Origin of the sequence: Bradyrhizobium sp. Mp19 (genome assembly GCF_029952935.1) — a bacterium.
Classification (GTDB): domain Bacteria; phylum Pseudomonadota; class Alphaproteobacteria; order Rhizobiales; family Xanthobacteraceae; genus Bradyrhizobium; species Bradyrhizobium elkanii.
Genome location: NZ_JASAUT010000010.1, coordinates 146762 through 169380, shown reverse-complemented (window position 1 = coordinate 169380; position 22619 = coordinate 146762). Strand labels below are relative to the sequence as shown.

The window sequence follows — 22619 nt, the reverse complement described above, 5'->3', positions numbered from 1 at the left end:
CCGCTGCCGCTCGGCCCGGACGGGCGTGCGCCGAGCAAGCTGGTCAACAGCGAGCGGGATGCGGATGCGCGATGGACCAAGAAGGGTGGCAAGCGGTACTTCGGCTACAAGGCGCATGTCGGCGTCGACCAGGGCTCGGCGATCATCCGTCGCAGCAAGCTGACCGACGCCGCGGTCAACGACACGGTGCCGGCCGACGAGTTGATCTGCGGCGACGAGAAGGCGGTCTACGCCGACCAGGCCTATGACAAGCACGAGCGCCGCGCCCTCCTCGCGGCCCGGGGCATCAAGCCGCGGCTGATGTTCCGGCCCAACAAGCATCATCCCCTGACCGCGCGTCAGAAGCGCTTCAACGACGCCGTGGGACGGCGCCGCGCCCCGGTCGAGCAGGTCTTCGCGCGCCTCAAGGGCGTCTATGGCTGGGCGCGCGCTCGCTATCTGGGCTTGGCACGCAATCAGACCCATCTGCATCTTCTCTGCCTCGCCATGAACCTCAAACGATGGGCAATGCTGCGTCCAACGGGTGTTGCGCTGTGACCGCCGCTCCGCAATGCCGTCAATCGGCCGCCCAAACGAAGCTGTCCACTCCCGCGCGCCCCCAGAAGCCACGCAAAAAAATGCCTGACACTGGCCTCCACCCGCGCACGCCCGATTGCGCAAAGCCCTCGCAAGCGGGAGAGGCGAAGGAAGTGCGCGGATAAAGGGAGCTTGCGTATAAGAAAACCTACGCCGTGCCCGCCGCCCTGAACTGCGTGGCAGTCCGTTGCAAATTTTGCGGCATGCTGAATAGCAGCGCCTTGCGGTCGGCGACGGCGTTATGAAGCTGCTCGAGCGCGATGTTGAACGCGGTCAGCGTACCTTCCTCGATCGCGCCGTGCTCGAAACAGTCCAGCGTGTGGCGCAGGATGTCGTCGGCCTCCGCCTGCATCTGGTCGAGTTCCTCGATTGAATCGCTTTGCCGTGCGGCCTTCAGCATCTCCAGCAGGCGTTCGCGCTGCGAGGTGTTGGTGTTGCGCTCGTCCTGTTTGAGATAGCCGGCGAACCACGCACCGGCCGAGCCCATCGCCGAGAACGCCATCAGGCTCCACCAGATGTAGTCGCTGTAGCGGTCGAGGAAGGTTTTTTCCTCGCCGTCGACAAAGGCGGCGGCGCCCGGATGCACCGGAATGGTGGCGTCCTTGTCGGTGTCCGGCGTCTCGATCTTGGCGGCAAGCGGGAAATCGGTCTTGAGCGACTGCCGGATCGCGAACAATTGCCGCGTGAACGCCGCGACCGTCGAGTCCGACAGGCCCTTCCGCGCAACGATGTGGTGCGAGAAGCTGATCGTCTTCACCTCATCGTCGGGCCGGTCGGCCGAGCCGAGCGAGCCGGCGGGGATTTCCGCGGCCTCATAGGCCGGATGGTTCTGCGCGATTGCCTCCGAGGCGTCGATCGCAAGGAAACTAGGCTCGCCGCCGTCGCGGACCGACGCCGTGATCGCGTCGATCGTGATCTTGCTGTTGGCCGGGCCGACCGCGAGATAGGCGTCGGCCTTCAGGTTCTTGATCGCTTCCGCCGCCTCATTGGCCGGGAATTGCACGATCTCGACCTTCATCGGGTCGACGCCGTATTGCGTCAGGATCAGCTTCAGCAAATTGACATTGGCCGGGGTGCGGCCGACGACGCCGATCTTGCGGCCGGCAAGCTGCGCGATCTTGGTGATCCGCGCGGATTTCCGGACCTTGCCCTTGGCGGGCGGAACCCACATCACCACGACATTCTTGCGCAGGGTCGCGACCGCCTGCGCATTCTTCGGCACTTCGAGATCGCCGCGGATGATGGCGAGATCGGCCTTGCCGTCGGCCAGCGTCTGCGCGCTGGCGGTGGCGCCCTCGGTCTGCACCGGCCTCAGCTTGACCTGGGTTTGCTGCTGGTTGTTGAAGGCCTGCGCCAGCGCCTGCACGACCTTGAGGTCATCGCTGTTGGCGGGACCGACCGCGATCCGCAGCGTCACCGGACGCACGGCGAAATAGTAACCGGCCAGCAGCGTGCCGATGATGGCCAGCGCGCCCGCGATCAAAACAAACATCAGCCGCCGCTTTGCCGAACGCAGCGGCTTGGGCGACATGCTGGCGGAGCCGTCTGTCATCGATCTCGCAAACAATCGTCGGGGCTCAATCTCGCAAAACTACCAACGCGCATACATCCCCTATGTGTAGCAAATTACTGAATGGACAGATGTTACAACTCCGTCATGGTTACCAGCGGCGATAGGACGCGATTTCGGCCTTAATTTGGGCGTGGATCCCATCCCGGAGGCCGGTTGTTAGGCTAAAGTCGGCGTTAAACGGGAGGTTACCATGGTCGAACGGCTGTCAGCGGAGGCAAGGAAGGCCGCCCTTTGGGAACTGGCCGGCTGGTCGGAAACGTCCGGCCGCGAGGCGATCGCCAAGACCTTCGTGTTCAAGGACTTCAACGAGGCCTTCGGGTTCATGGCCCGCGCCGCCCTGGTCGCCGAGAAGAGCGACCATCACCCCGAGTGGAAAAACGTCTACAAGACGGTCGAGGTGGTGCTGTCGACCCACGATGTCGGCGGGGTGACCAAGCGCGACATCGACCTCGCCAAGGCCATGAACGCGATCGCAAGGCAGCTTGGGGTCAGTTGAGCCCGGCGCGCGCAACCTTGCGCGGGTCCGCCGATATCCCCAGATTCGCATCGTCCGCCGCCGAACTGGCGCGGCGTCGAGGAACCTTGCGATGACATCGAGCGAACACGGCGTGGGATTTGGGCCTGCCGATCGGCTGGCACAGGACCCCGAAAGCGTGCGCCGCCGTTTCTGGATCAAGTTCAAGAAGGTGGTGGCGAGCCTGCCCTTCGCGGAGGACCTGCTGGCCGCCTATTACTGCGCCTTCGACCGGCAGACGCCGCGCCATGTGCAGGCGGCGCTGCTCGGGGCGATCGCCTATTTCATCCTGCCGTTCGATTTCGTGCCCGACATGCTGCCGATCCTCGGCTTCACCGATGACGCCGCAGTGCTCGCAACCGCGCTCCGCATTGTGGCAAGCCACATCACGCCGGAGCATCGCGATGCCGCCCGCGCCGCGCTGAAGCGCGGGGTGCCGGAGGGCGCGGAAAGTAGCCCGGATGAAGCGTAGCGTAATCCGTGGTCTTTCTCGCCGATCGATCGAGCGGGTTTCGCTGCGCCCGATCCGGGTCCGAGGAGTCTAGCGTTTCTCGCCGGCGCGCAGTTGGGCACGCGAGTTGTTTTCCGCTTCCCACGCCCGGAACTGCTTGAACAGCACCTCCTTGTCGGCGTCGCTCTGCAAGCGCGTCGCCGCCGGGCTCTGCTTCAGGAAATCATCGAAACGGGTGCGCGTGGCAGCTTCGACGCCGTGGCGGTCCAGCCATTGCTGGGCTACCGGCAGGCGTTGCCAGCCCGGCAGTGGCGCCGACAGCGAGACCTCCCGCCACTTCGGATGGAACGGCGGATTCTGGAACGTCGGAAATTTTGTGAAGAACGCATCCACGAAATTGGCCAGCTTGTTGTAGCGCTCCGTCTTCGGTGCCCAGTTGTAGGCCGCAAGCACGGCAGGAACGGCGATCGTGTCAACGCGCTCCTCGCCCGAAATCAGGTTGGGATAGTCCTTGGCCGACAGGCTCGCCGGCAGATAGTCGTCCTGCAACGGTTTCTCGTAGTTGACCGGCACCAGGTGGAACCGGTCGTCCTTGAAGCCGCTCACGGACTTGTAAGGCTTGCCGCCGCAGACGATCACCGCGTCGATTTCGCCGGCCTTCAGTTTCTCCAAGGCGATGCGCTGCTCGATATAGACGACCTTCGGCTTCATTCCGAGCCGCTCGAACACGGTCAGTGCAGTGACGAAGGTGCCGCCATTGGGAAGGTCGACGCTGACGGTCTTGCCTTCAAGCTCCCTGAGATTACGGATCGATTTCGACGCGATCACGTGCATCTCTTCGTTATAGAGCTTGGTCACGTATGTGAACTGTTTCTTGATGTCTTTCGCGATGCCCTTCCGCTCGAGATAGTCGAGCGTGTCAGATCGAACGATGCCGAGATCGACACCCTGCAGAAACAGTATGTCGGAGACGCTCTGCACCGAGCCGCGCCCGATGATCGGCAGGATGCGCAACTTATTGCCATCGTCGAGCACGGAGGCGAGATCGGCGCCGAACTGAACATAGGTGCCGCCGATCGTACCCGAGATCAGCGTGACCGTGTTGGCGTTGAGGCTCTGCTTGGTGCTTACGGAGCCGAACTGAAAGATCGCCTTCAGGCTGTCGCTGACCTTGGCCGGGTCGAATTCGGTCTGCTCGGCCCGTGCCGCCAGGCCGCAAATCATCATGCCTGTGCATAGTACCAATCCAAACAAGCGTCGCATGTGTCCCTCGAGATGAGCTTAGTTCTGCATTTGCGCGAGGCGCTGCTGCGCGGACTGCGAGCCGAGTTCGGCGGCCTTGCGATACCAGAGGCGCGCGGTCTCCGGATCGGGCGTGATGCTCCGCTTGTCCAAAGTCCCCAGCACGTCGGGGTCGTAGGTGCGCGCCAGCAACAGCGCCGCGTCCGCGTGCTGCGCATCCGCGGCCCGCTCGAGCAGGAGTCGCGCCGATACGATGTCGCCGATCGCAAGCAGGCTGTTGGCGCGCTTCAGAAGCGCCGCGACCGCATCCGGATCGAGGCGTCTTGCCTGTGGCGCCGCCGGTAATGGCTCGACCGGCGCAGCAGCGGGTACTTCGACCGCGACGATTTGGCTCTGAATCGCTTCCTGATAGGCGGCCGCGATCTCAGCGCGCGACGGCTGGCTCGCGATGGCGGGTGATGCTGGCGTTGCCACGGCGCGAACAGCCTCAGCAAGGTCCGCCCGGACCCCGACTGGCGAAACGCCGACCAATAAGGCCTTGGCGCTCAGGATCGTGTCGCGCGTGACGCCGGCGGACAACAGCGCGAAGACCGCCGCCGCGACAGCCGCGACGGCCGAAGCTGTCAGCAGGCCGATGCGAAGGCGCGAACGCGGAATCGTCGTGCGCCTTTCCCAATCCGCGTCGTACTCGTCAATTTGGCTTGAGAGAAAGAGCGGAGCTGGTTCGTCCGCGCCGAAGTCGATGCCTGCCCGATGCGATCGTCGGTAGCGATAATGCGCAAATCCGGGATCGTTGATATCTGCGTTGACTGCGCCGCGCGGCGGATCGTTGCCGTGAACGTGTCCTGAATTCCCCACCATGATGATGCTTCCCCGTTACTATGACGCAACAATCGGGCATCTCTGGTGTCTGGTTGTTATTCTTATTGGGGTACCTGAGCGCCCGTTACGGGTCCTTAATCGCCTTGCGATTGGGCCCAAAAAGCGGCCTCGGTCGCTGCGAATCGGGAGAAATTTGGGTTTGATTGCGGCAGCGCGCGCCAATTCAGAGGAAGTTCACAAGGTTTGCTCGCGTTGCGCGCGCAGCGCTGAAGCGTGGAGTGCCGACTGAGGAGTGAGGTCTGCGTTCTCCTCCCCCTGAAAGGGGGAAGGTCGGGATGGGGGTCAGCCGCAGACGCCGCTGTAAGTGGAGAGAGCAGATCCCCACCCGCTTTGCTCTGCGAGCAAAGCGACCTCCCCTTTTCAAGGGGAGGTTGGAGCATCCGTAGCCCGGATGCAGCGAAGCGTAATCCGGGGCTGCTCTAACCGCGGATGGTCTGGTCCCGGATTTCGCTGCGCTCCATCCGGGCTACGCATTCTCTTCCTCAGCTTCCCGGGTGCAGGATCACCTTGCCCATCGCCTTGCGGCCGGCGAGCACCTTCAAGGCTTCCGCGGTCTGCGACAGCGGGAAGGTACGGTCGACATGTGAGGAGATCTTGCCTTCCGCGGTCCACTGCACGAGCTTCTCGAGGTTCTTGCGGTTCTTGTCCGGGTTCTGCCGCGCCCAGGCGCCCCAGAACACGCCGCGGATATCGCAGCCCTTCAGCAGTGCGAGGTTGAGCGGGATCTTCGGAATCTCGCCGGCGGCAAAGCCGATCACCAGGAAGCGGCCTTCCCACGCGGTCGAACGCAGCGCAGCCTCGGCGTAGGCGCCGCCGACCGGATCGAACACGATGTCGGCGCCCTTGCCGTCGGTCAGCTTGCGCAGGCCTTCCTTGAGATCTTCCTTCGCATAGTTCAGCGTCAGCTCGGCGCCGTGTTGCTTGGCGAATGCCAGCTTCTCGTCCGACGAGGCGCAGGCAATCACCTTCAGGCCCATCAGTTTGCCGAGCTCGCACGCGGCAAGGCCGGTGCCACCGGCGGCCCCTAACACCGCGAGCGTCTCGCCCGGCTTCGGGCTTGCGCGATCTTCCAGCGCATGCAGCGCGGTGCCGTAGATGATGATGATGCCGGCGGCGCGGTCGTAATCGAGATTGTCGGGAATCTTCACGATCGAATTCGCCGGCAGCGCGATCTTGTCGCGTGCGCCGTTGTGGCCGCAGGACGCGACGACGCGATCGCCGACCTTCAGGTCAGTGACGCCTGCGCCGACGCTTTCGATCACGCCGGCAACTTCGGCGGCCGGCGAGAACGGGAACGGCGGCTTGATCTGGTACTTGCCCTGGATCATCAGGATGTCGAAGAAATTCAGCGCCGCCGCCTTGATCGCGATCACGGCTTCGCCGGGAGCCGCCACCGGATCGGGCACATCAGCCAGCACGAGATCGTCAGGTTGACAGTATTGCGAGCAGAGGATGGCTTTCATGGACACACCTGAGTTTCGGACGCAGAAAGAGCTGCAAGATCTTGGACTACAAGCTTCATGCCGGATTTGCGGCGGAGCGACAATACAGTGCGGAGGGATCAAACTATGTTTGAAAAAGGCCTGCTAGCGAAAAAGCGCATCCTGATCACCGGCGGCGGCTCCGGCCTCGGCGCGGCGATGGGCCGCCGCTTTGCCGAACTCGGCGCCGAATTGATCATCTGCGGGCGGCGCGAGGGGCTGCTGGAGGAAACCGCAGCGAAATTCCGCAGCGAACTCGGCGCCAAGGTTTCCACCGCGCGCTGCGATATCCGCGACGGCGCGGCGGTCGAAGCGATGATGGATCAGGTCTGGCAGGACGCGCCGATCGACGTTCTCGTCAACAATGCTGCCGCAACCTTTATTGCGCAGAGCGAACATTTGTCATTCCGCGCGGCGGACGCGATCCTCGCGCCGACGCTGCATGGCACGATGTACTGCACGCTCGCCGCCGGCCGCCACTGGATTGACGGCAAGCACAGGGGCGTGGTGCTCTCGATCCTGTCGACCTCGACCATCACCGGCCGCGCGTTCACGGTGCCGTCCTCGATGGCCAAGACCGCGGTGCTGGCGATGACCAAGAGCCTGGCGGTGGAGTGGGGCCCGAAGGGCATCCGCACCGTCGCGATCGCGCCCGGCGCGTTTCCGACCGCAGGTGCGACCGGGCAGTTGCGTCCCGAAGGGCGCAGCGAGACCTGGGCGCATCGCAATCCGCTCGGCCGCGCCGGCGAGCATTCGGAGCTCGCCGATCTCGCGACCTTCCTGATCTCGGATCAGGCCGGCTACATCAACGGCGAGATGGTGGTGCAGGATGGCGGCTCGCACTTACGCAGTTCCGGTGCCGAGGACCTGCTGCAATGGACCGATGCGCAGTGGGAGAGGCAGCGCGCTGCGCGCGCCAAGTGATAACGCGTCGCGATTACGCGCCCGACGGTGAGCGGCGTTCGCCTTTCGGCCTAACTGCCTTCCCAAAAAAGCGTTTCCCGGTTATCCATCCGAGCCGGCGGAGGGGAATCGCCGGGCCATCTTGCAGTCACAATGATGGGGGAACCAATTGGCCGTGCGGCAGATTCTGACATCACTGGTTGCTTGTATCCTGTGCGGGTTCATCACCCTCGCGCCGGTGCAGGCTGCGCCCAAGAAAGATACCGCGAAGGAAGCAGCCAAGCCGGCGCCTTCGGCCGCGGCGGCTGCGGCCGGCGGCGCGGAGCCGACGCTGATCGGCCAATTCGGCACCTGGGGCGCGTACTCGGCGTCGCCCAACGGCAAGAAGGTGTGCTTTGCGCTCGCCAAGCCTTCCTCGTCGAAGACCAATCCGGCGAACCGGCCGCGCGATCCGGCCTATGCCTTCATCTCCACCCGTCCGGCGGAGAAGGTCGTCAACGAAGTCTCGATCATGATCGGCTACACCGTGAAGCCGGGCTCCGAATCAACGGTTCAAGTCGGCGGCGGGACCTATGCGATGTACACGCAGGGCGACGGCCTCTGGATCAAGAATGCGGCCGAGGAGGAGCGGATGGTGGAATCCATGCGCAAATCGGCCGAACTGACGGTAAAAGCCGTCTCGGCCAAGGGCACCGAGACGACAGACACCTTCTCGCTGAAGGGCCTGGCGCAGGCGCTCGACCGGCTCGGGCAGGACTGCCGGCGCTAGAGAACCGGCTTAAGGCCTGAAATCGAGGTATTTGGTGGCTTTCCAGCACCGGCTGGAAGGCCTATTTGAGGTTTCATGACCGACACCGTGACCACCCATGCCGTTTCCGGCGCCAGCGCGCTCGTCGAGAAGGTTCCGCTCGAGACCTATGTGCCGCCGGCCAGGCCGTCGCTGATCGGGCTGTCGCGCGCCGAGATCGCCGATCGCCTGGGCGAGATCGGGGTGCAGGCCGGCCAGCGCAAGATGCGCACCCAGCAGCTCTGGAACTGGATGTATTTCCGCGGCGCCAAGAGCTTTGCCGAGATGACCAACGTCTCGAAGGACATGCGCGCCGAGCTCGAGAAGCATTTTACCGTCGACCGTCCCGAAGTGGTCGCCGAGCAGATCTCCAATGACGGCACCCGCAAATGGTTGCTGCGGCTGCCGAGCGGCGACAAGGTCGAGCGGCCGCACGAGGTCGAGTGCGTCTACATCCCCGAGACCGATCGCGGCACGCTGTGCGTTTCCTCGCAGGTCGGCTGCACGCTGAACTGCGCCTTCTGCCACACCGGCACGCAGCGGCTGGTGCGCAACCTCACCGCCGGCGAGATCGTCGGCCAGGTGATGGTGGCGCGCGACCGGCTGAACGACTGGGCCGACCGCGAGGACGGCACGCGCCGCGTCACAAACATCGTGATGATGGGGATGGGCGAGCCGCTCTACAATTTCGACGCGGTGCGCGATGCGCTGCTGATCGTCGCCGACAATGAGGGCATCGGCATTTCCCGCCGCCGCATCACGCTGTCGACCTCGGGCGTGGTACCGAACATCCAGCGCACCGGCGACGAGATCGGCGTGATGCTTGCGATCTCGCTGCATGCGGTGCGCGACGAGCTGCGCAACGAGCTGGTGCCGCTGAACCGCAAATATCCGATCAAGGAGCTGCTGCAGGCCTGCCGCGACTATCCCGGCGCCTCCAACGCCCGACGCATCACCTTCGAATATGTGATGCTCAAGGGCGTCAACGATTCGCTCGATGACGCAAAACTCCTGGTGAAGCTGCTGAAGGGCATTCCGGCGAAGATCAATTTGATCCCGTTCAATCCGTGGCCGGGCACTGCCTATGAATGCTCGGACTGGGAGCAGATCGAAAAGTTCTCCGAATATATCTTCAACGCCGGCTATTCCTCGCCGGTGCGCACCCCGCGCGGCCGCGACATCCTCGCCGCCTGCGGCCAGCTCAAGTCGGAGACCGAAAAGCTCTCCGCCCGCGAGCGCCAGGCGCTGCGCGCGATGGCGATGACGGACTAATTGGATGGCCTTGATCGGCCGCCTGTTCGTCGTCGCGTTCGGCTTCCTGATGGCCTGCTTCGTGGCAGGGATCATCGTGGTCGTCGCCGTGCTGTATCCCGAGATCAGCGATTTCGGCGGGCAGATTGACCAGAGCGCCGTCAACGTCGTGCTCGGCTTCGGTTTCATCTTCATATCAGGCTTCGCATTGTTGCCGGCGCTGATCGTGGTGCTGATCACCGAGGCGTTCTTCATCCGGAGCGTGCTGGCCTACGCCGTCGGCGGCGCCATCGTCGGCGCGGCCTGCTATCTCGGCCTGGTTCCGTTCGATCCCGATATGATGCAATTCCACGGCATCGTGCGCCGGCACATGGAGATCATGACCGGCGCCGGCATCGTCGCCGGCCTGGTCTACTGGCTGATCGCCGGCCGCACCGCCGGGGCCTGGCGCGAGCCGCCGCGTCCCTTGCCGCCGCCCCCGCCCTTGCCGTCGCAATCGCCGCGGCCGTGACCTCGTCCAGAGTGCCAACATGGATTCGAACCAGAGAGCCGCATCCGCAATCTTGGGAAGCGTGATAAGCGCGCAGTCGGGCAAATTGTCACTTCCCGAGCTTGAACGAGATATCCTCGCTCAATTGCCGGCGATCGACTCAACCTTGCCCAGAGCGATCCGGGAACTTCTGGATGGACTAGTATTGAGCGTTTTTCAGGCGCAGACGAAAAATGGTGCTGCAGCGCTCAATACTCCGCGGCAGTTTAACTACGACGAAAATGAAGGTGTCGATCGCCTGTTTGATCAAGCGGCAAATGCCCTTCGGGCTTACTTGAAATGATTGCGCCACCTCATCCGCCTCGGCTAAACCGCGCGCCATGAACCGGACCGGACTTTTCATCGCGCTGGCGCTGGCGCTCATCGTCGGCATCCTGTTCGGGATCTATCCCGAGCTCGACCTGAAGCTGGCGGCGCTGTTCTACGATGTGGCGCAGAAAACCTTCCCGATGAAGCTCGATGCGGTGGCGTCGTTCGCGCGCGATGCGGCGATGTGGATCGCCTGGGCGCTGGTGCTGCCGGCGATCGTGACCATCGTCTGGAAATTCATTCGGCCGGACCGGCCAATGCTGATGTCAGGCCGCGCCGCGGTGTTCCTGCTCACCACGATGCTGCTCTCGGCCGGTGTGCTCACCAATTTCACCTTCAAGAACTATTGGGGCCGGCCGCGGCCGGTGTTCGTGACGCAGTTCGGCGGCGACCTGCAATTCATGCCGTGGTGGGACCCGCGCGGCGGCTGCCCGCGCAACTGCTCGTTCTTCTCCGGCGAGGGCGCCACCGCGTTCTGGACCTATGCACCGGCGGCGCTGACGCCGCCCGCGTGGCGGCCGCTGGCCTTTGCCGGGGCCACCGTGTTCGGCATCGTCACCAGCGGGCTTCGCATGGCCTTTGGCGGCCATTTCTTCACCGACGTGGCGATCGCGGGCCTGGTGTCGTTCTTCACGGTCTGGCTGTTCTACGCGCTGATCTACCGCTGGGCAGCAACCCGGCTGACCGACGCCCAGGTCGATGCCGCGCTGACGCGGCTCGCAATGCCCGGCTACCGGCTGATGCAGCGCTGGCGCCGCGACGGCCAGGCACAGCCGAGCCAGCCCGAGGCGTGATTAAAGGCGTGCCCAGGCTCCGGAAATTTGATATTCGGCCTGCCTAATCACCACCGATTTCGACCGATTGGACCGTCCCATGAGTACGATTCTGAAAAGCCTGCCCACCGGCGAAAAAGTCGGCATCGCGTTCTCGGGCGGGCTCGACACCTCAGCGGCGCTGCTCTGGATGAAGCTGAAAGGCGCCAAGGTCTTCGCCTATACCGCCAATCTCGGTCAGCCCGACGAGGCCGACTACGACGCGATCCCGCGCAAGGCGATGGATTTCGGCGCCGAGAAGGCCCGCCTGGTCGATTGCCGCACCCAGCTGGTCCATGAAGGTATCGCCGCGATCCAGTCCGGCGCGTTCCACATCTCGACCGGCGGCATCACCTATTTCAACACCACGCCGCTCGGCCGCGCGGTGACCGGCACGATGCTGGTCGCGGCGATGCAGGAGGACGGCGTCAACATCTGGGGCGACGGCTCGACCTACAAGGGCAACGATATCGAGCGCTTCTATCGCTACGGCCTGCTGACCAACCCGAGCCTGCGGATTTACAAGCCCTGGCTCGACCAGCAGTTCATCGACGAGCTCGGCGGCCGCGCCGAGATGTCGGCGTTCATGACCGCGCAGGGCTTCGCCTACAAGATGAGCGCGGAGAAGGCCTATTCGACCGACAGCAATCTGCTCGGCGCGACGCATGAGGCCAAGGATCTCGAGAGCCTTGCGAGCGGCATCACCATCGTCAATCCGATCATGGGCGTGCCGTTCTGGCGCGCCGATTGCGACGTCAAGGCAGAGAAGGTCGTGGTGCGCTTCGAGGAAGGCCAGCCGGTCGCGCTGAACGGCAAGACGTTCGCCGATCCGGTCGCGCTGTTCCTGGAAGCGAATGTGATCGGCGGCCGGCACGGCCTCGGCATGAGCGACCAGATCGAGAACCGGATCATCGAAGCCAAGAGCCGCGGCATCTATGAGGCGCCGGGCATGGCGCTGCTGCACATCGCCTATGAGCGTCTCGTCACCGGCATTCATAACGAGGATACGATCGAGCAGTACCGCATCAGCGGCATGCGGCTCGGCCGCTTGCTCTATCAGGGCCGCTGGTTCGATTCGCAGGCCTTGATGCTGCGCGAGACCGCACAGCGCTGGGTGGCGCGCGCCGTCACCGGCGAGGTGACGCTCGAGTTGCGCCGCGGCAACGACTACTCCATCCTCAACACCGAGAGCCCGAATCTGACCTATGCGCCGGAGCGGCTCAGCATGGAGAAGGTCGAGGACGCCGCCTTCACGCCGGCCGACCGCATCGGCCAGCTGACGATGCGCAACCTCGATATCGCCGACACCCGCGCCAAGCTCGGCCTCTACAACAAGACCGGCCTCATCTCGAGCGGCGAGGGGGCGCAGATCTTCCAGCTCGAGAACGACAAGGACTGAGGCGGCACCCTCTCGCCTCGTCGTCCCGGGCAAGCGAAGCGCGACCCGGGACCCATAACCACCGGCCGTGGTTATGAAGTACGCTGGTGCTCCAGCGCGTTTCCACGACTCCTCCCTGTGGTTATGGGTCCCTGCTTTCGCAGGGACGACCCGGGGATGGATATCGGCCTACTTCACCCTGAGCGCATCAAGCAGCGAGCGGAATGCGCGCGCGTAATCGGTGCCGGTCTTGGCGATATCCGGCCCCGCGGAAACCGCGACCGCCGCCTCCGTCACCGCGCCGAGCAGCAGCCGCGCCAACGGCTCGATCGGTTGCCTGGCGATTACGCCGGCGTCCATCGCAGCGGCCAGCGCGCGCGGAAACTTGCCGCCGAAATGTTTCGCGTCGATCTCGCGCCAGCGCTCCCAGCCGAGCACGGCGGGACCATCGCGCAAGATGATCCGGCCGGTCGGGCCTTTCGAGCACGCCGCGAAATAGCCCTGCGTGCCCGCCGCCATCGCCGCCAGCGGATCGTTCTCGGCGCGCGAGATGCGGTCGAGATCGGCGACGAGGTCGAGCGACACCTGCTCAAACACCGCCTCGAACACCGCCTCCTTGGTCGCGAAGTGATGATAGACCGCGCCCTTGGCAACGCGCGCCCCAGCGGCGATGTCGTCCATCGTCGCAGCGGCAAAGCCGCGCTCGCCAAAAATGCGCCGCGCCGCCTTGACGATGGCGGCTCTGGTTTTCTCGCGCCGCTCGGCCTGGGTTGCCATGGCGCATCTCTAGCCCAGTTCCAGACGCAAGCCAATTGACTTACCGACTGCCAGTCGATAAATACCGACTATAAGTCGGTAAATGGAGAGTGCCCATGCCCTCGCTTAGGACGTTGCAAGCCTTCGCTGACACGGTGGAATCCAACGACCATGTCGGCGCGATCAGGAACTTCTATTCAGTGGATGCCCGCACCCAGGAGAATGACGGCGAGTGGCGGGTCGGCCGCGAGGCGCTGGCAGCGCGCGAGGCGGCGGTGCTGGCCGCGGTCGCCGGCGTCAAGACCACGCGGCTCGGGCCGCTCCTGCTCGACGGCGATCATTCGGCGATCTGCTGGCGCTTCGAATTCACCGGCAAGGACGGCAAGGTTCGCAGCATGGAGGAGGTCGCCTGGCAGACCTGGCGCGGCGAGGAGCTGGTCGAGGAGCGCTTCTTCTACGATCCGCAGCAGATGGCGCGCTGAAATCACGCCGGCCTTGCGGCAATACGCCCCGGCGCGCCTCATTGCGCCGTCATCCGCCGCAACTAGCCTCCGCTCCGATGCGCAAGGGCGGAGCATCGATCATGATCAAGCAAGTTGCCGGTATGGCCGTCACGCTGGTGTTGTCGGCAGCGCCGGCGTTCGCCCAGACGATCTATCCGATCGATCGCGCCGATATCCTCGTCGGCGCCAAATTCGACTTCAAGGTCGAGCTCCCGGGGCTGGTCGATCAAGCCAAGCTCAAGGTCACGCTGAACGGCGCGGACTATGCCGCGGTGTTCGGCCAGGGCGGCACATTCACCGCGCGCGAAGCCGGCCGGGAGCAGTCGGCGCTGTTGCTGCGCGATGTCTCGCTCGCCAAGCCCGGGCAGGTCGCCGTCGAAGTCAGCGACGGCACGCAGAGCCGCAAGGTGACCTGGACCGTCTATGACACCGGGGCACGCAAGGCCAGGAACGTGATCCTGTTCATTGGCGACGGGATGTCGCCTGCGCATCGCACCGCCGCGCGAATCCTTTCCAAGGGAATTGCGCAGGGCAAGAGCCGCGGCAAGCTCGCGATCGACGACATGCCGCATATGGCGCTGGTCGCGACCGCGGGCTCGGACTCGATCATCACCGATTCGGCGAACGCCGCGAGCGCCTACGCCACCGGCCACAAGGCCGCGGTCAATGCGCTCGGCGTCTACGCCGATCGCACGCCCGATCCGCTCGACGATCCGAGGGTCGAGACCATCGCGAGCCTCGCCAAGCGCCGGGCGGACCTCGCCGTCGGCATCGTCACCAACACCGAGGTCGAGGATGCGACGCCGGCTGCGATGGTTGCGCATACCCGCCGCCGCGCCGCCTATGACGCGATCGTCGCGCAATATTTCGACGCGAAGCCCGACGTGCTGATGGGCGGCGGTTCCGCGAACTTCCTGCCGCAATCCACGTCCGGGTCGAAACGCAAGGACGATATCGACTATCTGGCGCGCTTCCGCGACGCCGGCTATCCGGTCGCGACCACCGCAAGCGAGCTCGCCGCGCTCGCGGCCAATCCGGACACCCGCCAACTGCTCGGCCTGTTCGCCGCCGGCAACATGGACGGTGCGCTCGACCGCAAGTTCCTGAGGGGCGGCGGCGTCAGGAAATTCCCCGAGCAGCCGGACCTGACCGAGCAGGTCCAGGCCGCGCTCACGGTGCTGTCGAAACACGAGGCCGGTTTCTTCCTGATGGTCGAGTCCGGCCTGATCGACAAATACGCCCATCTGCTCGACATGGAGCGCGCGGTCTACGACACCATCATGTTCGACAATGCGGTGCGGCTCGCCAAGGACTGGGCGAAAGCGCGCAGCGGCGACACGCTGATCCTGGTCGTGGCCGACCACAACCATCCGAACAGCCTGGTCGGTACCATCAATGACGACATGGCGGCGACACCCAACGTGCCGCTGCGCGAGCGCGTCGGCGTCTACGAGAAAGCCGGGTTTCCGAATTATCCGGCGCCGGACGCCGAGGGTTATCCGTCACGCGTCGATGTCAGCCGGCGGCTTGCGATCTTCTCCGCCAGCCTGCCGGATCATTACGAGACGTTCCGCCCGAAACTCGACGATCCGAACGAGCCGACCGTGAAGGGCGACCAGCCCGACACGTTCAAGGCCAATGACAAGTACAAGGATGTCCCCGGCGTCGTGCTGCGCTTCGGCAATCTGCCGGCGATGATCGGCGCCAGCGTGCATTCCGGCGAGGATGTCATTCTCACCGCGACCGGCCCGGGCAGCGAGCGCGTCCACGGCTCGATGGACAACACCGAGGTATTCCGCGTGATGGTCGAGGCACTGGGACTGGGGGCGGAGAAGTAACGAATGATGAGATTGGGTCGATCAGCAGGCCCGCTGTACCTCTCCCGCTTGCGGGGCGACGCTTCTCCAACCTCCCCTTGAAAAGGGGAGGTCGCTTTGCTCGCCAGAGCAAAGCGGGTGGGGATCTGCTCTCTCCGCAAACAGTGTTGCCTGCGGCTGACCCCCATCCCGACCTTCCCCCTTTAAGGGGGAAGGAGAAGAAACAAAAATGGCCGGGATCGCTCCCGGCCATTTCGTCGCGTGATGTCGCGCCGGCTCAGCGCGGCGGGGCGGCGGAGGCGGTGCCGCCGTTGAGCAGCGGGGTGATGCGGCGGACGGTGACGCGCCGGTTGATGCGGCTCGGCCCGTCGGTCTGCTCCTTCAGATATTGCGAGCCGTAACCCTGCGAGGTCAGGTTCTCCGCCGGCACGCCGAACTGCTGCGTCAAGAGCTCGGCGGCGGATTGCGCACGGCGGTCCGACAGCGACAGATTGTCGGTGTCGTTGCCGGTCGCATCCGTATGGCCCTCGATCAGGAACACCTCGCGCGGATTGCGCTGGATGGCCCGATTGAGACCGTCGGCGATCACCTGCAGCCGCGCAGCCTGGTCTGGCGGGACGGTCCACGATCCGGAGTCGAAATTGATCGTGTTGACGTCGATGCTCGGCATCTGCATGCGGACATTGGGGCTGTAGCGGATCTCGTCGAGCGAGTAGCGCCGTTCGATCCGCTGCACCGGCGGTGCCTCCATGGTCTCGTAGATCACGTCGGGCGACGCGTCCTGAGCGTCGACGATGTAGCGATCGTAGGGAATGTTGACCACCGGCGGTGGCGCGTCGACATAGAAGCCGCCGACCGCCCGGGGATCGCGATAGCTGTTGTCGATGATGACGACCTCGCGTCCGCCAGTATCCCTGCGGATCCGGCGCAGCATCTGTCCGTCGGACCCGACCACCGTGATGATCTCGCTGCCGTCGGGACGAACCACGACCGTCCGCGTCTCGCCGCCGATCGTCTCGGTGCGGATATCGCGCGCGCCATAGCGGAAACGATAGACGTCGTCGCCGCGGACATAGGCCTGGCCGCCCGGATCGCGGATGATGACGCGGTCCGGCTCGGTGTAGATGGTGCGGCCGCCCTCGACGACCTCCTGCCGCTGGCTGTGCAGGTCGGCGATGCTGCCGCCGATGATGGCGCCGGCAACCACGCCGGCACCGACCGCGGCACCGATCGCGAGCGGCTTGATGTTGTCATGGCGCGGCGGCGGCGGCAGCGGTGCTGCGACGGCAGGCGCGGCGCGGAAGGCGGGCGCGACCGTCGGCGGGGCGTATTGCGCGCGGCCGGGCGGCGGCGTTGCGGCGGCCGAGCCGGGGACGACCGACGGTGCCGGCGCGCCCATGGCTGCTCCCTGGGCTGGCGATACGCCGGGCGCGACGCCCGGACGTGCTGCCGGCTGACCCGGAGCCGGGGCCGCGCCGGGCGCGCCCATCGCTGCGCCCGGGGTTGCCGGTGTTCCGGGCGGTGTCGCCGGACGTCCCTGCTGACCTGGCGCCGGTGGCGTCGGCGTCGCGCCGGGTGCCGGAGGCGTTGTTGCGGCAGGCGGGGTGCCTGGACGCGCGGGCTGTGCGCCGGCTGCCGGAGGTGTCGGCGTCGCACCGGGAGCTGTCGCGGCGGGCGGCGTGCCCGGTCGTGCCCCTGCTGCCGGCGGCGTTGTCGTTGCCGAAGGCGTGGGCGTTGACGTCGCCGCGGGCGGCGTGCCGGGAGGCTGCTTGGCGCCGCCAGGACGTTCACCGCGTTCGCCACCCGGACGATCACCAGGGCGGCGTTCGGCCGGCGCCGTTGTCGGAGCGCCCGGCGTTGCGGGCGTCGGTGTTGTCGCCGCGGGCGGGGTGCCGGGGCGTGCTGCCGGCGCGGCGCCGGGCGTTGGCGTCGGCGGCGTGTGCGCGGGACCTGCGCCGGGTGGCGGCGTGCCCGGTCGCTGCGGTGCTGCGGCTGGCGGCGGTGGAGTCGGCGTCGGATGTGCGGGGGCGGCCGCCGGCGGTGGCGGGGTCGGCTTCGCAGGCGCCGCCGCGGGCGGCTCGGGCCGTGCCGGTGCCGGCGATGGCTTCGCGGGCGCGGCCGCGGGCGGAGGCGGTGTGGGACGCGCGGGAGCAGCCGACGGCGGAGGCGTCGTCGGGCGCGCGGCAGGCGGCTCGGGCCGTGCCGGAGGCGGCGTCGGCTTTGCCGGTGCAGCTGCGGGCGGCTCGGGCCGGGCAGGTGCAGCAGGCGGGGTCGGCTTCGCAGGCGCTGCGGCCGGCGGCGGAGCAGGATGTGCGGGTGCCGCAGCGGGAGGTGGCGCCTGCGGATGCGGCGCGGCCGCCGGCGGTGCCGGACGTGCAGGAGCACCCGGTGCGCCCGGTGCCGGCCGCGCCTTCGGCTTTCCGTCAGGTCCGGTTTCTTCCTTCTGCTGCGCCTGTGCGACGACCAGAGGCGAAGTTTGGGCGTGCGACGCTGAGGTGGCGAATTGCATCACCGTCAGCGCAGTCGTGGCAAGCAGCACGAGACGAAGCTTTGTCATTGTCTAGGAGTCCCCGGCGGAAAGTCTGGGCAGGAAAGCAAAGTGAGAACCGAACAATTCGGCAGGACGATGAACCGCCAGCCGTTAGGCCGGATTGTGGCGAGCCACGAATCATCGGCGAAGTTTATTTCGACATTATAACGGGTTGCATGTGCGATTGTTCACCGCGCGTTCAGAAGAAACGCACCGACACATTTGCAATCGACGTGGAACCAAGGCGCAAGAGTGGCTCACCGGCCGGCGAGTCGATCCGTCGCAGGCTGTGGGCCGGACGGTCCGGGCGGTCCGCGCACCGGTGATTCGTCAGGTGTCTTGCCGGGCAACTCGTCCGGTCGCGGCGGCTCGCCGGGTTCGCGCACCGGCTCCGGAATCTCCGGTCGCGGACTGCCGGGTGGAATTCCCGGCGGCGGTTCGCTCGGGGTGCCCGGCGTCGTCGGCGGAACCTCGGGGGGCTCGATCGGCATCATGTCGAGACCCCGCGGCGGTTGCCGATGCCAGATCGCGTCGCGCGCATTGATCGCTCCATCGAAGTTCGCAGCGACAACGGATCGCGCGCCGCGGCGTTCCGATGTTTCACCCGGGCGTGTGACAGACCGCCTCGATATTGTGGCCGTCGGGATCGAGCACGAATGCGCCGTAATAGTTCGGGTGATAATGCGCGCGAATGCCGGGCGCGCCGTTGTCGCGGCCGCCGACCGCCATCGCAGCCTTGTAGAAGGCATCGACGGTGGCGCGGTCTTTGGCCGTGATGGCGATATGCACCGGCTTGTTCATCGCGCCTTCGCCGCCGATCCAGAAGTCCGGCTTGCCGTCGGCGCCGAAGCCCGCGGCGGGCGCGTGCCCGGTCACTTCCGCAGGCACTTCCATGATCAGGCCGTAGCCGAGCGGCGCCAGCGCCGTCTGGTAGAAAGCCTTCGCGCGTTGATAGTCGGAAACAGAAAAGCCGATATGGTCGATCATCGCGAGCCCCCCTTGTTGTGACGCTACATCCTCAGACTCGTTGCACCTCTCCCGCTTGCGGGGGAGGTCGGATTGCATCGAAGATGCAATCCGGGTGGGGGCTCTTTCCACAATATGACTCGTGGACATACCCCCACCCCGGCCCTCCCTCGCAAGCGGGAGAGGGAGCAGATCTCGGCCGCGGCCACGTCTCAACCCCGTACCAGCAGCGTGTTGCTCCGCGTCCGGCCCTGCTCGACGTAACCGCGCGCATGCATGTCCGCAATGCAGTCGTCGGTCCATTCGTCCTTCGACAGATGCTCGATCACCACCGCGTCGGGCCACAGCGACTGCGGCGCGTCGCGGAAAAAGCCGATCAGCACGCGGTCCTCGAAACCCTCGACGTCGATCTTGAGCGCGTCGACCTTGCTCGCGCCGGCCTCGTCGAGGATGCGTTGCAGCCGCAGCGACGGCACCTTGAACGCCTTGCCGGTGGGCGTGCCGGTGACGATGTGGCTGGCGCCCAGATTGTCGCCGTCGGTCTCGATCATCAGTTCGCCATCGGTCGGGCCAGCGGCCGCCGCAACCAGGCGCACCTGCGGAAAGCCGGAGGCCTCGGTGTTGAACTTGAGCCGTGCATGCGTCACCGGATGCGGCTCGATCGCGATCACCTTGCCGCCGGGCCCGACATCGCGCGCCAGCGCCAGCGCATAGGTGCCGACATTGGCGCCGAGATCGACGAAGGTGCCATTAGCGCCGACATGCGCCCGCAGGAAGGCGAGTTCTTCAAGGTTGTAATCGGGATTGAACAACGCGCCGCGCTCGGTCGCGCTTTGCTGATGATAGAAGCGGAACGATGCGCCCTGATAGGTCACGTCCAGCGGACCCGCGCCGAACAGATTGACCAGCTTCGACAGCCAGGGCCGGAACGCGCCGCGCTTCAATCCTGAGCCATGCGCCAGGCGGATGATGGCGGCCTGCGCCGCGTTGGGCGCGAAGGCGCCGAACGGCGCCGGCGATATGTCGTTGCTGGGGATCACGCATGGCCTCGTCAAAAGCGCGGCATGCATAGCCGGTTTTGACGGCAGCGCCAACGCCCGTTACGCCGCCTTGCCCGCTGCCTGCCGTTGCCGCAGGAAGCGGCCGAGCAGCCTTCGCTTGCCCTTGCGCGGGATCAGATCGACGTCGCTGACCAGTTTGGCGCCGCCCTTGCGGCGCTCCAGCACGATCTTGCGGCTATGGAACGCTTCGAGCTCGACGCGATGGGCGACGCTGACGATGGTCGCCTTCGGCAGTTCCGTCGTCACCATTTCCATCATCTTGTCCTGGCTCTTCTCGTCGAGTGCGGACGTCGCCTCGTCGAGCACCACGATGTCGGGCGCGTGCAGCAGCAGTCGGGCAAAGGCGAGCCGCTGCTTCTCGCCGCCGGACAGGGTCTGGTCCCACGGCGCGTCCTCCTCGATCTTGTCCTTGAGATGGTCGAGGCCGACCTTGTGCAGGGCACGGCTGATCTCATCGACGCTCCAGTCCTCCGCCGCGCCGGGATAGGCCACCGCGCGCCGCAGCGTGCCCGAGGGCACGTAGGGCTTTTGCGGCAGCATGAACAGTCGGCGGTCCGCGTGCAGGCCGACACTGCCGCCGCCCCACGGCCACAGCCCGGCGATGGCGCGCACCAGCGTGCTCTTGCCGGTGCCGGATTCGCCGGCGACCAATAGCCGCTCCCCCGGTTCGATCACCACTTCGGTCTCGCCGACCACGGCGGTGCCGTCGTCGAGCGTGACGGAGAGATCGTTGAGGCTCAGCATGGCCTCGCCCTCGGTCTCGCCGCGCTCGATGCGGCCGAAGCCGTCGCCGGTCTCGGCGCGTTCGAGCCCGTCAAGCGACATCATCAGCGAGGCGATGCGCCGTGCGCAGGCGTTCCAGTCGGCGAGCCGCGGATAGTTGTCGACCAGCCAGCCGAACGCCGTCTGCACGATGGTGAAGGCCGAGGCCGCCTGCATCACCTGGCCGAGCGACATGCTGCCGTCGAGGAATTTTGGCGCGCACAGCAGCAAGGGTACCACCGGCGCAATGAGATTCGATCCCTGCGACACCAGCGTCGTGCGCATGTGCTGCCCGGCGAGCCGCGCCCATTGCCGCAACACGTTCGAGAACGTCTTGTCGATGCCGTCGCGCTCCTCGGTTTCGCCGCCGAGCAGCGCGATGCTTTCGCCATTCTCGCGCACGCGGGTCAGGATGTAGCGGAATTCCGCTTCCGCCTGGTTCTTGTCCTCGGAGATCTGCACGAAGCTGCGGCCGATCGCCGTGATCGAGCCCGACGCGATCGCCGCATAGATGATCGCGGCAATGACCAGGAAGCCCGGGATGCTGATGGACGAGCCGCCGAGCGTCACCGTCAGCGCGCCGCCGATGGTCCAGAGCACGACGATGAAGGTGACGGCCGAGAGCAGCGCCGACGTCACGCCGGCGATGAAGTCGACCGGAGAATCGGTCGCGATCCGCAGATCCTCCGCGATCCGGTACTCCGGATTCTTGTGATCTCCGTCGACGAGGTTGAGCTGGTAGTAGCGGCCGTTGGTCAGCCAGCGCGACACGACGGCGTTGGTCAGCCAGGCGCGCCAGCGCCGCTGGATGCCCATGCGGCCGAACACCTGCGCAACGCCCAGCAGCACGCTGCCGATCGCGAGCGGAAAGAAGATGGCGGTCAGGTGGAAGACACTGGCCGAATCGCGCTTCTCGATCGCATCGAAGATCGCGCGATTCCAGACATTGATTCCGTATTGAACGGCGACATTGGCGACGATCAACAGCAGCAGGCCGATCGTGAACAGCCATGCCAGCCGGTCGCCGCTCCGGCCCCAATAGCCGCGCGCGCTGATCCAGAACCGCGTCAGCAAATAGTCCTTGCGCGCCTCTTCGGCCTCTTCGGCCGACAGCTCGGGATCGGGTTCGACGATTTCAGGCGGCGGCGGTTCGACATGGTCGCCGCCTTCGGCAGTCACCTCGACAAATTCCGACTTCTCATCCGCTTCGCTTGCCGCGGGATCCTTGCGCTCTTGATCAGCCGGCTTTGCGCTCGCTTTCCGACGCGATGCGGTTTTGGCCGACGATTGGGATTTTGCCTCAGCTTTGCCCATGGCACGATAACGCCAGGCAAATTACCCGGTTCCGCACTGGGACCGGTGGTCAGCTGCGCCCTCTGTTCAAGAGAGGGCGAAACGAGATGCAAAGCTCGGACAAATTATGTCGCGAGAAAGCTGAGCTATGTCCTCATCCTCATCTGTCATCGCCCGGCTCGACCGGGCGATCCAGTACGCCGCGGCCTCTCGGCTCAAGCG

At 65.6% G+C, this 22619-nt stretch carries 22 protein-coding genes; 12 read left to right on the top strand and 10 right to left on the bottom strand.

Annotation, left to right across the window (positions count from 1 at the left end):
- Window positions 1–537 (top strand): IS5 family transposase (locus QJT82_RS15380; protein WP_281446643.1); only part of this gene is annotated, 537 nt, incomplete at its 5' end.
- Between the two features lie 187 nt (window positions 538–724).
- On the opposite strand, the gene QJT82_RS15375 is transcribed toward QJT82_RS15380, so the two are convergent.
- Window positions 725–2128: a TAXI family TRAP transporter solute-binding subunit gene (locus QJT82_RS15375; protein ID WP_245288719.1), complete on the bottom strand. Its 1404-nt coding sequence runs from the start codon at window positions 2126–2128 to the stop codon at window positions 725–727.
- Between the two features lie 211 nt (window positions 2129–2339).
- On the opposite strand from QJT82_RS15375, the gene QJT82_RS15370 reads away from it, so the two are divergent.
- The gene (locus QJT82_RS15370; RefSeq protein WP_016847224.1) at window positions 2340–2645 is read left to right on the top strand and encodes a 4a-hydroxytetrahydrobiopterin dehydratase; all 306 of its coding nucleotides are present in this window, start codon (window positions 2340–2342) and stop codon (window positions 2643–2645) included.
- A gap of 91 nt (window positions 2646–2736) precedes the next feature.
- The gene (locus tag QJT82_RS15365) at window positions 2737–3135 is read left to right on the top strand and encodes a YkvA family protein (RefSeq protein ID WP_028340892.1); all 399 of its coding nucleotides are present in this window, start codon (window positions 2737–2739) and stop codon (window positions 3133–3135) included.
- Window positions 3136–3204: 69 nt separating this feature from the next.
- On the opposite strand, the gene QJT82_RS15360 is transcribed toward QJT82_RS15365, so the two are convergent.
- The 3 genes from QJT82_RS15360 to QJT82_RS15350 form a co-directional block, all read right to left on the bottom strand.
- Window positions 3205–4377 carry a TAXI family TRAP transporter solute-binding subunit gene (locus tag QJT82_RS15360; RefSeq protein ID WP_028340891.1) on the bottom strand — a complete coding sequence of 391 codons (1173 nt, stop codon included), beginning with the start codon at window positions 4375–4377 and terminating at the stop codon, window positions 3205–3207.
- Window positions 4378–4395: 18 nt separating this feature from the next.
- Window positions 4396–5217, bottom strand: coding sequence for a hypothetical protein (locus QJT82_RS15355; RefSeq protein ID WP_051447872.1), 822 nt, complete (start codon window positions 5215–5217; stop codon window positions 4396–4398).
- A gap of 503 nt (window positions 5218–5720) precedes the next feature.
- On the bottom strand, window positions 5721–6701 hold the full coding sequence (locus QJT82_RS15350; RefSeq protein WP_028340889.1) for an NADPH:quinone oxidoreductase family protein: 981 nt from the start codon (window positions 6699–6701) through the stop codon (window positions 5721–5723).
- A 105-nt stretch (window positions 6702–6806) separates the two neighbouring features.
- Here QJT82_RS15350 and QJT82_RS15345 point away from each other — a divergent pair, with 105 nt between their 5' ends.
- The 7 genes from QJT82_RS15345 (at window position 6807) to argG (ending at window position 12730) form a co-directional block, all read left to right on the top strand.
- On the top strand, window positions 6807–7643 hold the full coding sequence (locus tag QJT82_RS15345) for an SDR family oxidoreductase (protein ID WP_028340888.1): 837 nt from the start codon (window positions 6807–6809) through the stop codon (window positions 7641–7643).
- 154 nt (window positions 7644–7797) lie between these two features.
- Window positions 7798–8391, top strand: a complete 594-nt coding sequence (locus QJT82_RS15340) for an invasion associated locus B family protein (protein ID WP_051447874.1) — start codon at window positions 7798–7800, stop codon at window positions 8389–8391.
- A gap of 75 nt (window positions 8392–8466) precedes the next feature.
- Window positions 8467–9681: a 23S rRNA (adenine(2503)-C(2))-methyltransferase RlmN gene (gene rlmN / locus QJT82_RS15335; protein ID WP_035631609.1), complete on the top strand. Its 1215-nt coding sequence runs from the start codon at window positions 8467–8469 to the stop codon at window positions 9679–9681.
- Window positions 9682–9685: 4 nt separating this feature from the next.
- Window positions 9686–10171: a hypothetical protein gene (locus QJT82_RS15330; protein ID WP_028340885.1), complete on the top strand. Its 486-nt coding sequence runs from the start codon at window positions 9686–9688 to the stop codon at window positions 10169–10171.
- 19 nt (window positions 10172–10190) lie between these two features.
- On the top strand, window positions 10191–10493 hold the full coding sequence (locus QJT82_RS15325; protein ID WP_028340884.1) for a hypothetical protein: 303 nt from the start codon (window positions 10191–10193) through the stop codon (window positions 10491–10493).
- Window positions 10494–10530: 37 nt separating this feature from the next.
- Window positions 10531–11313 (top strand): phosphatase PAP2 family protein, encoded by a 783-nt coding sequence (locus QJT82_RS15320; RefSeq protein WP_028340883.1) that lies wholly within the window; start codon window positions 10531–10533, stop codon window positions 11311–11313.
- Window positions 11314–11392: 79 nt separating this feature from the next.
- Window positions 11393–12730 (top strand): argininosuccinate synthase, encoded by a 1338-nt coding sequence (argG, locus tag QJT82_RS15315; protein ID WP_028340882.1) that lies wholly within the window; start codon window positions 11393–11395, stop codon window positions 12728–12730.
- Window positions 12731–12898: 168 nt separating this feature from the next.
- Here the strand turns inward: argG and QJT82_RS15310 are convergent, their stop codons facing one another.
- Window positions 12899–13486: a TetR/AcrR family transcriptional regulator gene (locus QJT82_RS15310; protein ID WP_028340881.1), complete on the bottom strand. Its 588-nt coding sequence runs from the start codon at window positions 13484–13486 to the stop codon at window positions 12899–12901.
- Window positions 13487–13581: 95 nt separating this feature from the next.
- Here QJT82_RS15310 and QJT82_RS15305 point away from each other — a divergent pair, with 95 nt between their 5' ends.
- Together QJT82_RS15305 and QJT82_RS15300 are read left to right on the top strand one after the other, a co-directional pair.
- Window positions 13582–13947 carry a hypothetical protein gene (locus QJT82_RS15305; protein WP_028340880.1) on the top strand — a complete coding sequence of 122 codons (366 nt, stop codon included), beginning with the start codon at window positions 13582–13584 and terminating at the stop codon, window positions 13945–13947.
- 101 nt (window positions 13948–14048) lie between these two features.
- A complete protein-coding gene (locus QJT82_RS15300; RefSeq protein WP_028340879.1) occupies window positions 14049–15806 on the top strand; it encodes an alkaline phosphatase in 1758 nt (585 codons plus the stop codon).
- A gap of 256 nt (window positions 15807–16062) precedes the next feature.
- On the opposite strand, the gene QJT82_RS15295 is transcribed toward QJT82_RS15300, so the two are convergent.
- The 5 genes from QJT82_RS15295 to QJT82_RS15275 form a co-directional block, all read right to left on the bottom strand.
- Window positions 16063–18342, bottom strand: coding sequence for an OmpA family protein (locus tag QJT82_RS15295; protein WP_080686755.1), 2280 nt, complete (start codon window positions 18340–18342; stop codon window positions 16063–16065).
- A 230-nt stretch (window positions 18343–18572) separates the two neighbouring features.
- Window positions 18573–18806, bottom strand: a complete 234-nt coding sequence (locus QJT82_RS15290; protein WP_080686756.1) for a hypothetical protein — start codon at window positions 18804–18806, stop codon at window positions 18573–18575.
- 109 nt (window positions 18807–18915) lie between these two features.
- On the bottom strand, window positions 18916–19302 hold the full coding sequence (locus tag QJT82_RS15285; RefSeq protein ID WP_028340876.1) for a VOC family protein: 387 nt from the start codon (window positions 19300–19302) through the stop codon (window positions 18916–18918).
- 191 nt (window positions 19303–19493) lie between these two features.
- Window positions 19494–20351 (bottom strand): FkbM family methyltransferase, encoded by an 858-nt coding sequence (locus QJT82_RS15280; RefSeq protein WP_155258503.1) that lies wholly within the window; start codon window positions 20349–20351, stop codon window positions 19494–19496.
- A 30-nt stretch (window positions 20352–20381) separates the two neighbouring features.
- Window positions 20382–22418 carry an ABC transporter ATP-binding protein/permease gene (locus QJT82_RS15275; RefSeq protein WP_028340874.1) on the bottom strand — a complete coding sequence of 679 codons (2037 nt, stop codon included), beginning with the start codon at window positions 22416–22418 and terminating at the stop codon, window positions 20382–20384.
- Between the last annotated feature and the right edge of the window lie 201 nt (window positions 22419–22619).

What these genes read in the sequence shown, in the direction of transcription:
- QJT82_RS15375 (WP_245288719.1), bottom strand. Translation starts at nt 2,128, where the DNA reads ATGACAGACGGCTCCGCCAGCATGTCGCCCAAGCCGCTGCGTTCGGCA.
- QJT82_RS15370 (WP_016847224.1), top strand. Translation starts at nt 2,340, where the DNA reads ATGGTCGAACGGCTGTCAGCGGAGGCAAGGAAGGCCGCCCTTTGGGAA.
- QJT82_RS15365 (WP_028340892.1), top strand. Translation starts at nt 2,737, where the DNA reads ATGACATCGAGCGAACACGGCGTGGGATTTGGGCCTGCCGATCGGCTG.
- QJT82_RS15360 (WP_028340891.1), bottom strand. Translation starts at nt 4,377, where the DNA reads ATGCGACGCTTGTTTGGATTGGTACTATGCACAGGCATGATGATTTGC.
- QJT82_RS15355 (WP_051447872.1), bottom strand. Translation starts at nt 5,217, where the DNA reads ATGGTGGGGAATTCAGGACACGTTCACGGCAACGATCCGCCGCGCGGC.
- QJT82_RS15350 (WP_028340889.1), bottom strand. Translation starts at nt 6,701, where the DNA reads ATGAAAGCCATCCTCTGCTCGCAATACTGTCAACCTGACGATCTCGTG.
- QJT82_RS15345 (WP_028340888.1), top strand. Translation starts at nt 6,807, where the DNA reads ATGTTTGAAAAAGGCCTGCTAGCGAAAAAGCGCATCCTGATCACCGGC.
- rlmN (WP_035631609.1), top strand. Translation starts at nt 8,467, where the DNA reads ATGACCGACACCGTGACCACCCATGCCGTTTCCGGCGCCAGCGCGCTC.
- QJT82_RS15330 (WP_028340885.1), top strand. Translation starts at nt 9,686, where the DNA reads ATGGCCTTGATCGGCCGCCTGTTCGTCGTCGCGTTCGGCTTCCTGATG.
- QJT82_RS15325 (WP_028340884.1), top strand. Translation starts at nt 10,191, where the DNA reads ATGGATTCGAACCAGAGAGCCGCATCCGCAATCTTGGGAAGCGTGATA.
- QJT82_RS15320 (WP_028340883.1), top strand. Translation starts at nt 10,531, where the DNA reads ATGAACCGGACCGGACTTTTCATCGCGCTGGCGCTGGCGCTCATCGTC.
- argG (WP_028340882.1), top strand. Translation starts at nt 11,393, where the DNA reads ATGAGTACGATTCTGAAAAGCCTGCCCACCGGCGAAAAAGTCGGCATC.
- QJT82_RS15310 (WP_028340881.1), bottom strand. Translation starts at nt 13,486, where the DNA reads ATGGCAACCCAGGCCGAGCGGCGCGAGAAAACCAGAGCCGCCATCGTC.
- QJT82_RS15305 (WP_028340880.1), top strand. Translation starts at nt 13,582, where the DNA reads ATGCCCTCGCTTAGGACGTTGCAAGCCTTCGCTGACACGGTGGAATCC.
- QJT82_RS15300 (WP_028340879.1), top strand. Translation starts at nt 14,049, where the DNA reads ATGATCAAGCAAGTTGCCGGTATGGCCGTCACGCTGGTGTTGTCGGCA.
- QJT82_RS15295 (WP_080686755.1), bottom strand. Translation starts at nt 18,342, where the DNA reads ATGACAAAGCTTCGTCTCGTGCTGCTTGCCACGACTGCGCTGACGGTG.
- QJT82_RS15290 (WP_080686756.1), bottom strand. Translation starts at nt 18,806, where the DNA reads ATGCCGATCGAGCCCCCCGAGGTTCCGCCGACGACGCCGGGCACCCCG.
- QJT82_RS15285 (WP_028340876.1), bottom strand. Translation starts at nt 19,302, where the DNA reads ATGATCGACCATATCGGCTTTTCTGTTTCCGACTATCAACGCGCGAAG.
- QJT82_RS15280 (WP_155258503.1), bottom strand. Translation starts at nt 20,351, where the DNA reads ATGCATGCCGCGCTTTTGACGAGGCCATGCGTGATCCCCAGCAACGAC.
- QJT82_RS15275 (WP_028340874.1), bottom strand. Translation starts at nt 22,418, where the DNA reads ATGGGCAAAGCTGAGGCAAAATCCCAATCGTCGGCCAAAACCGCATCG.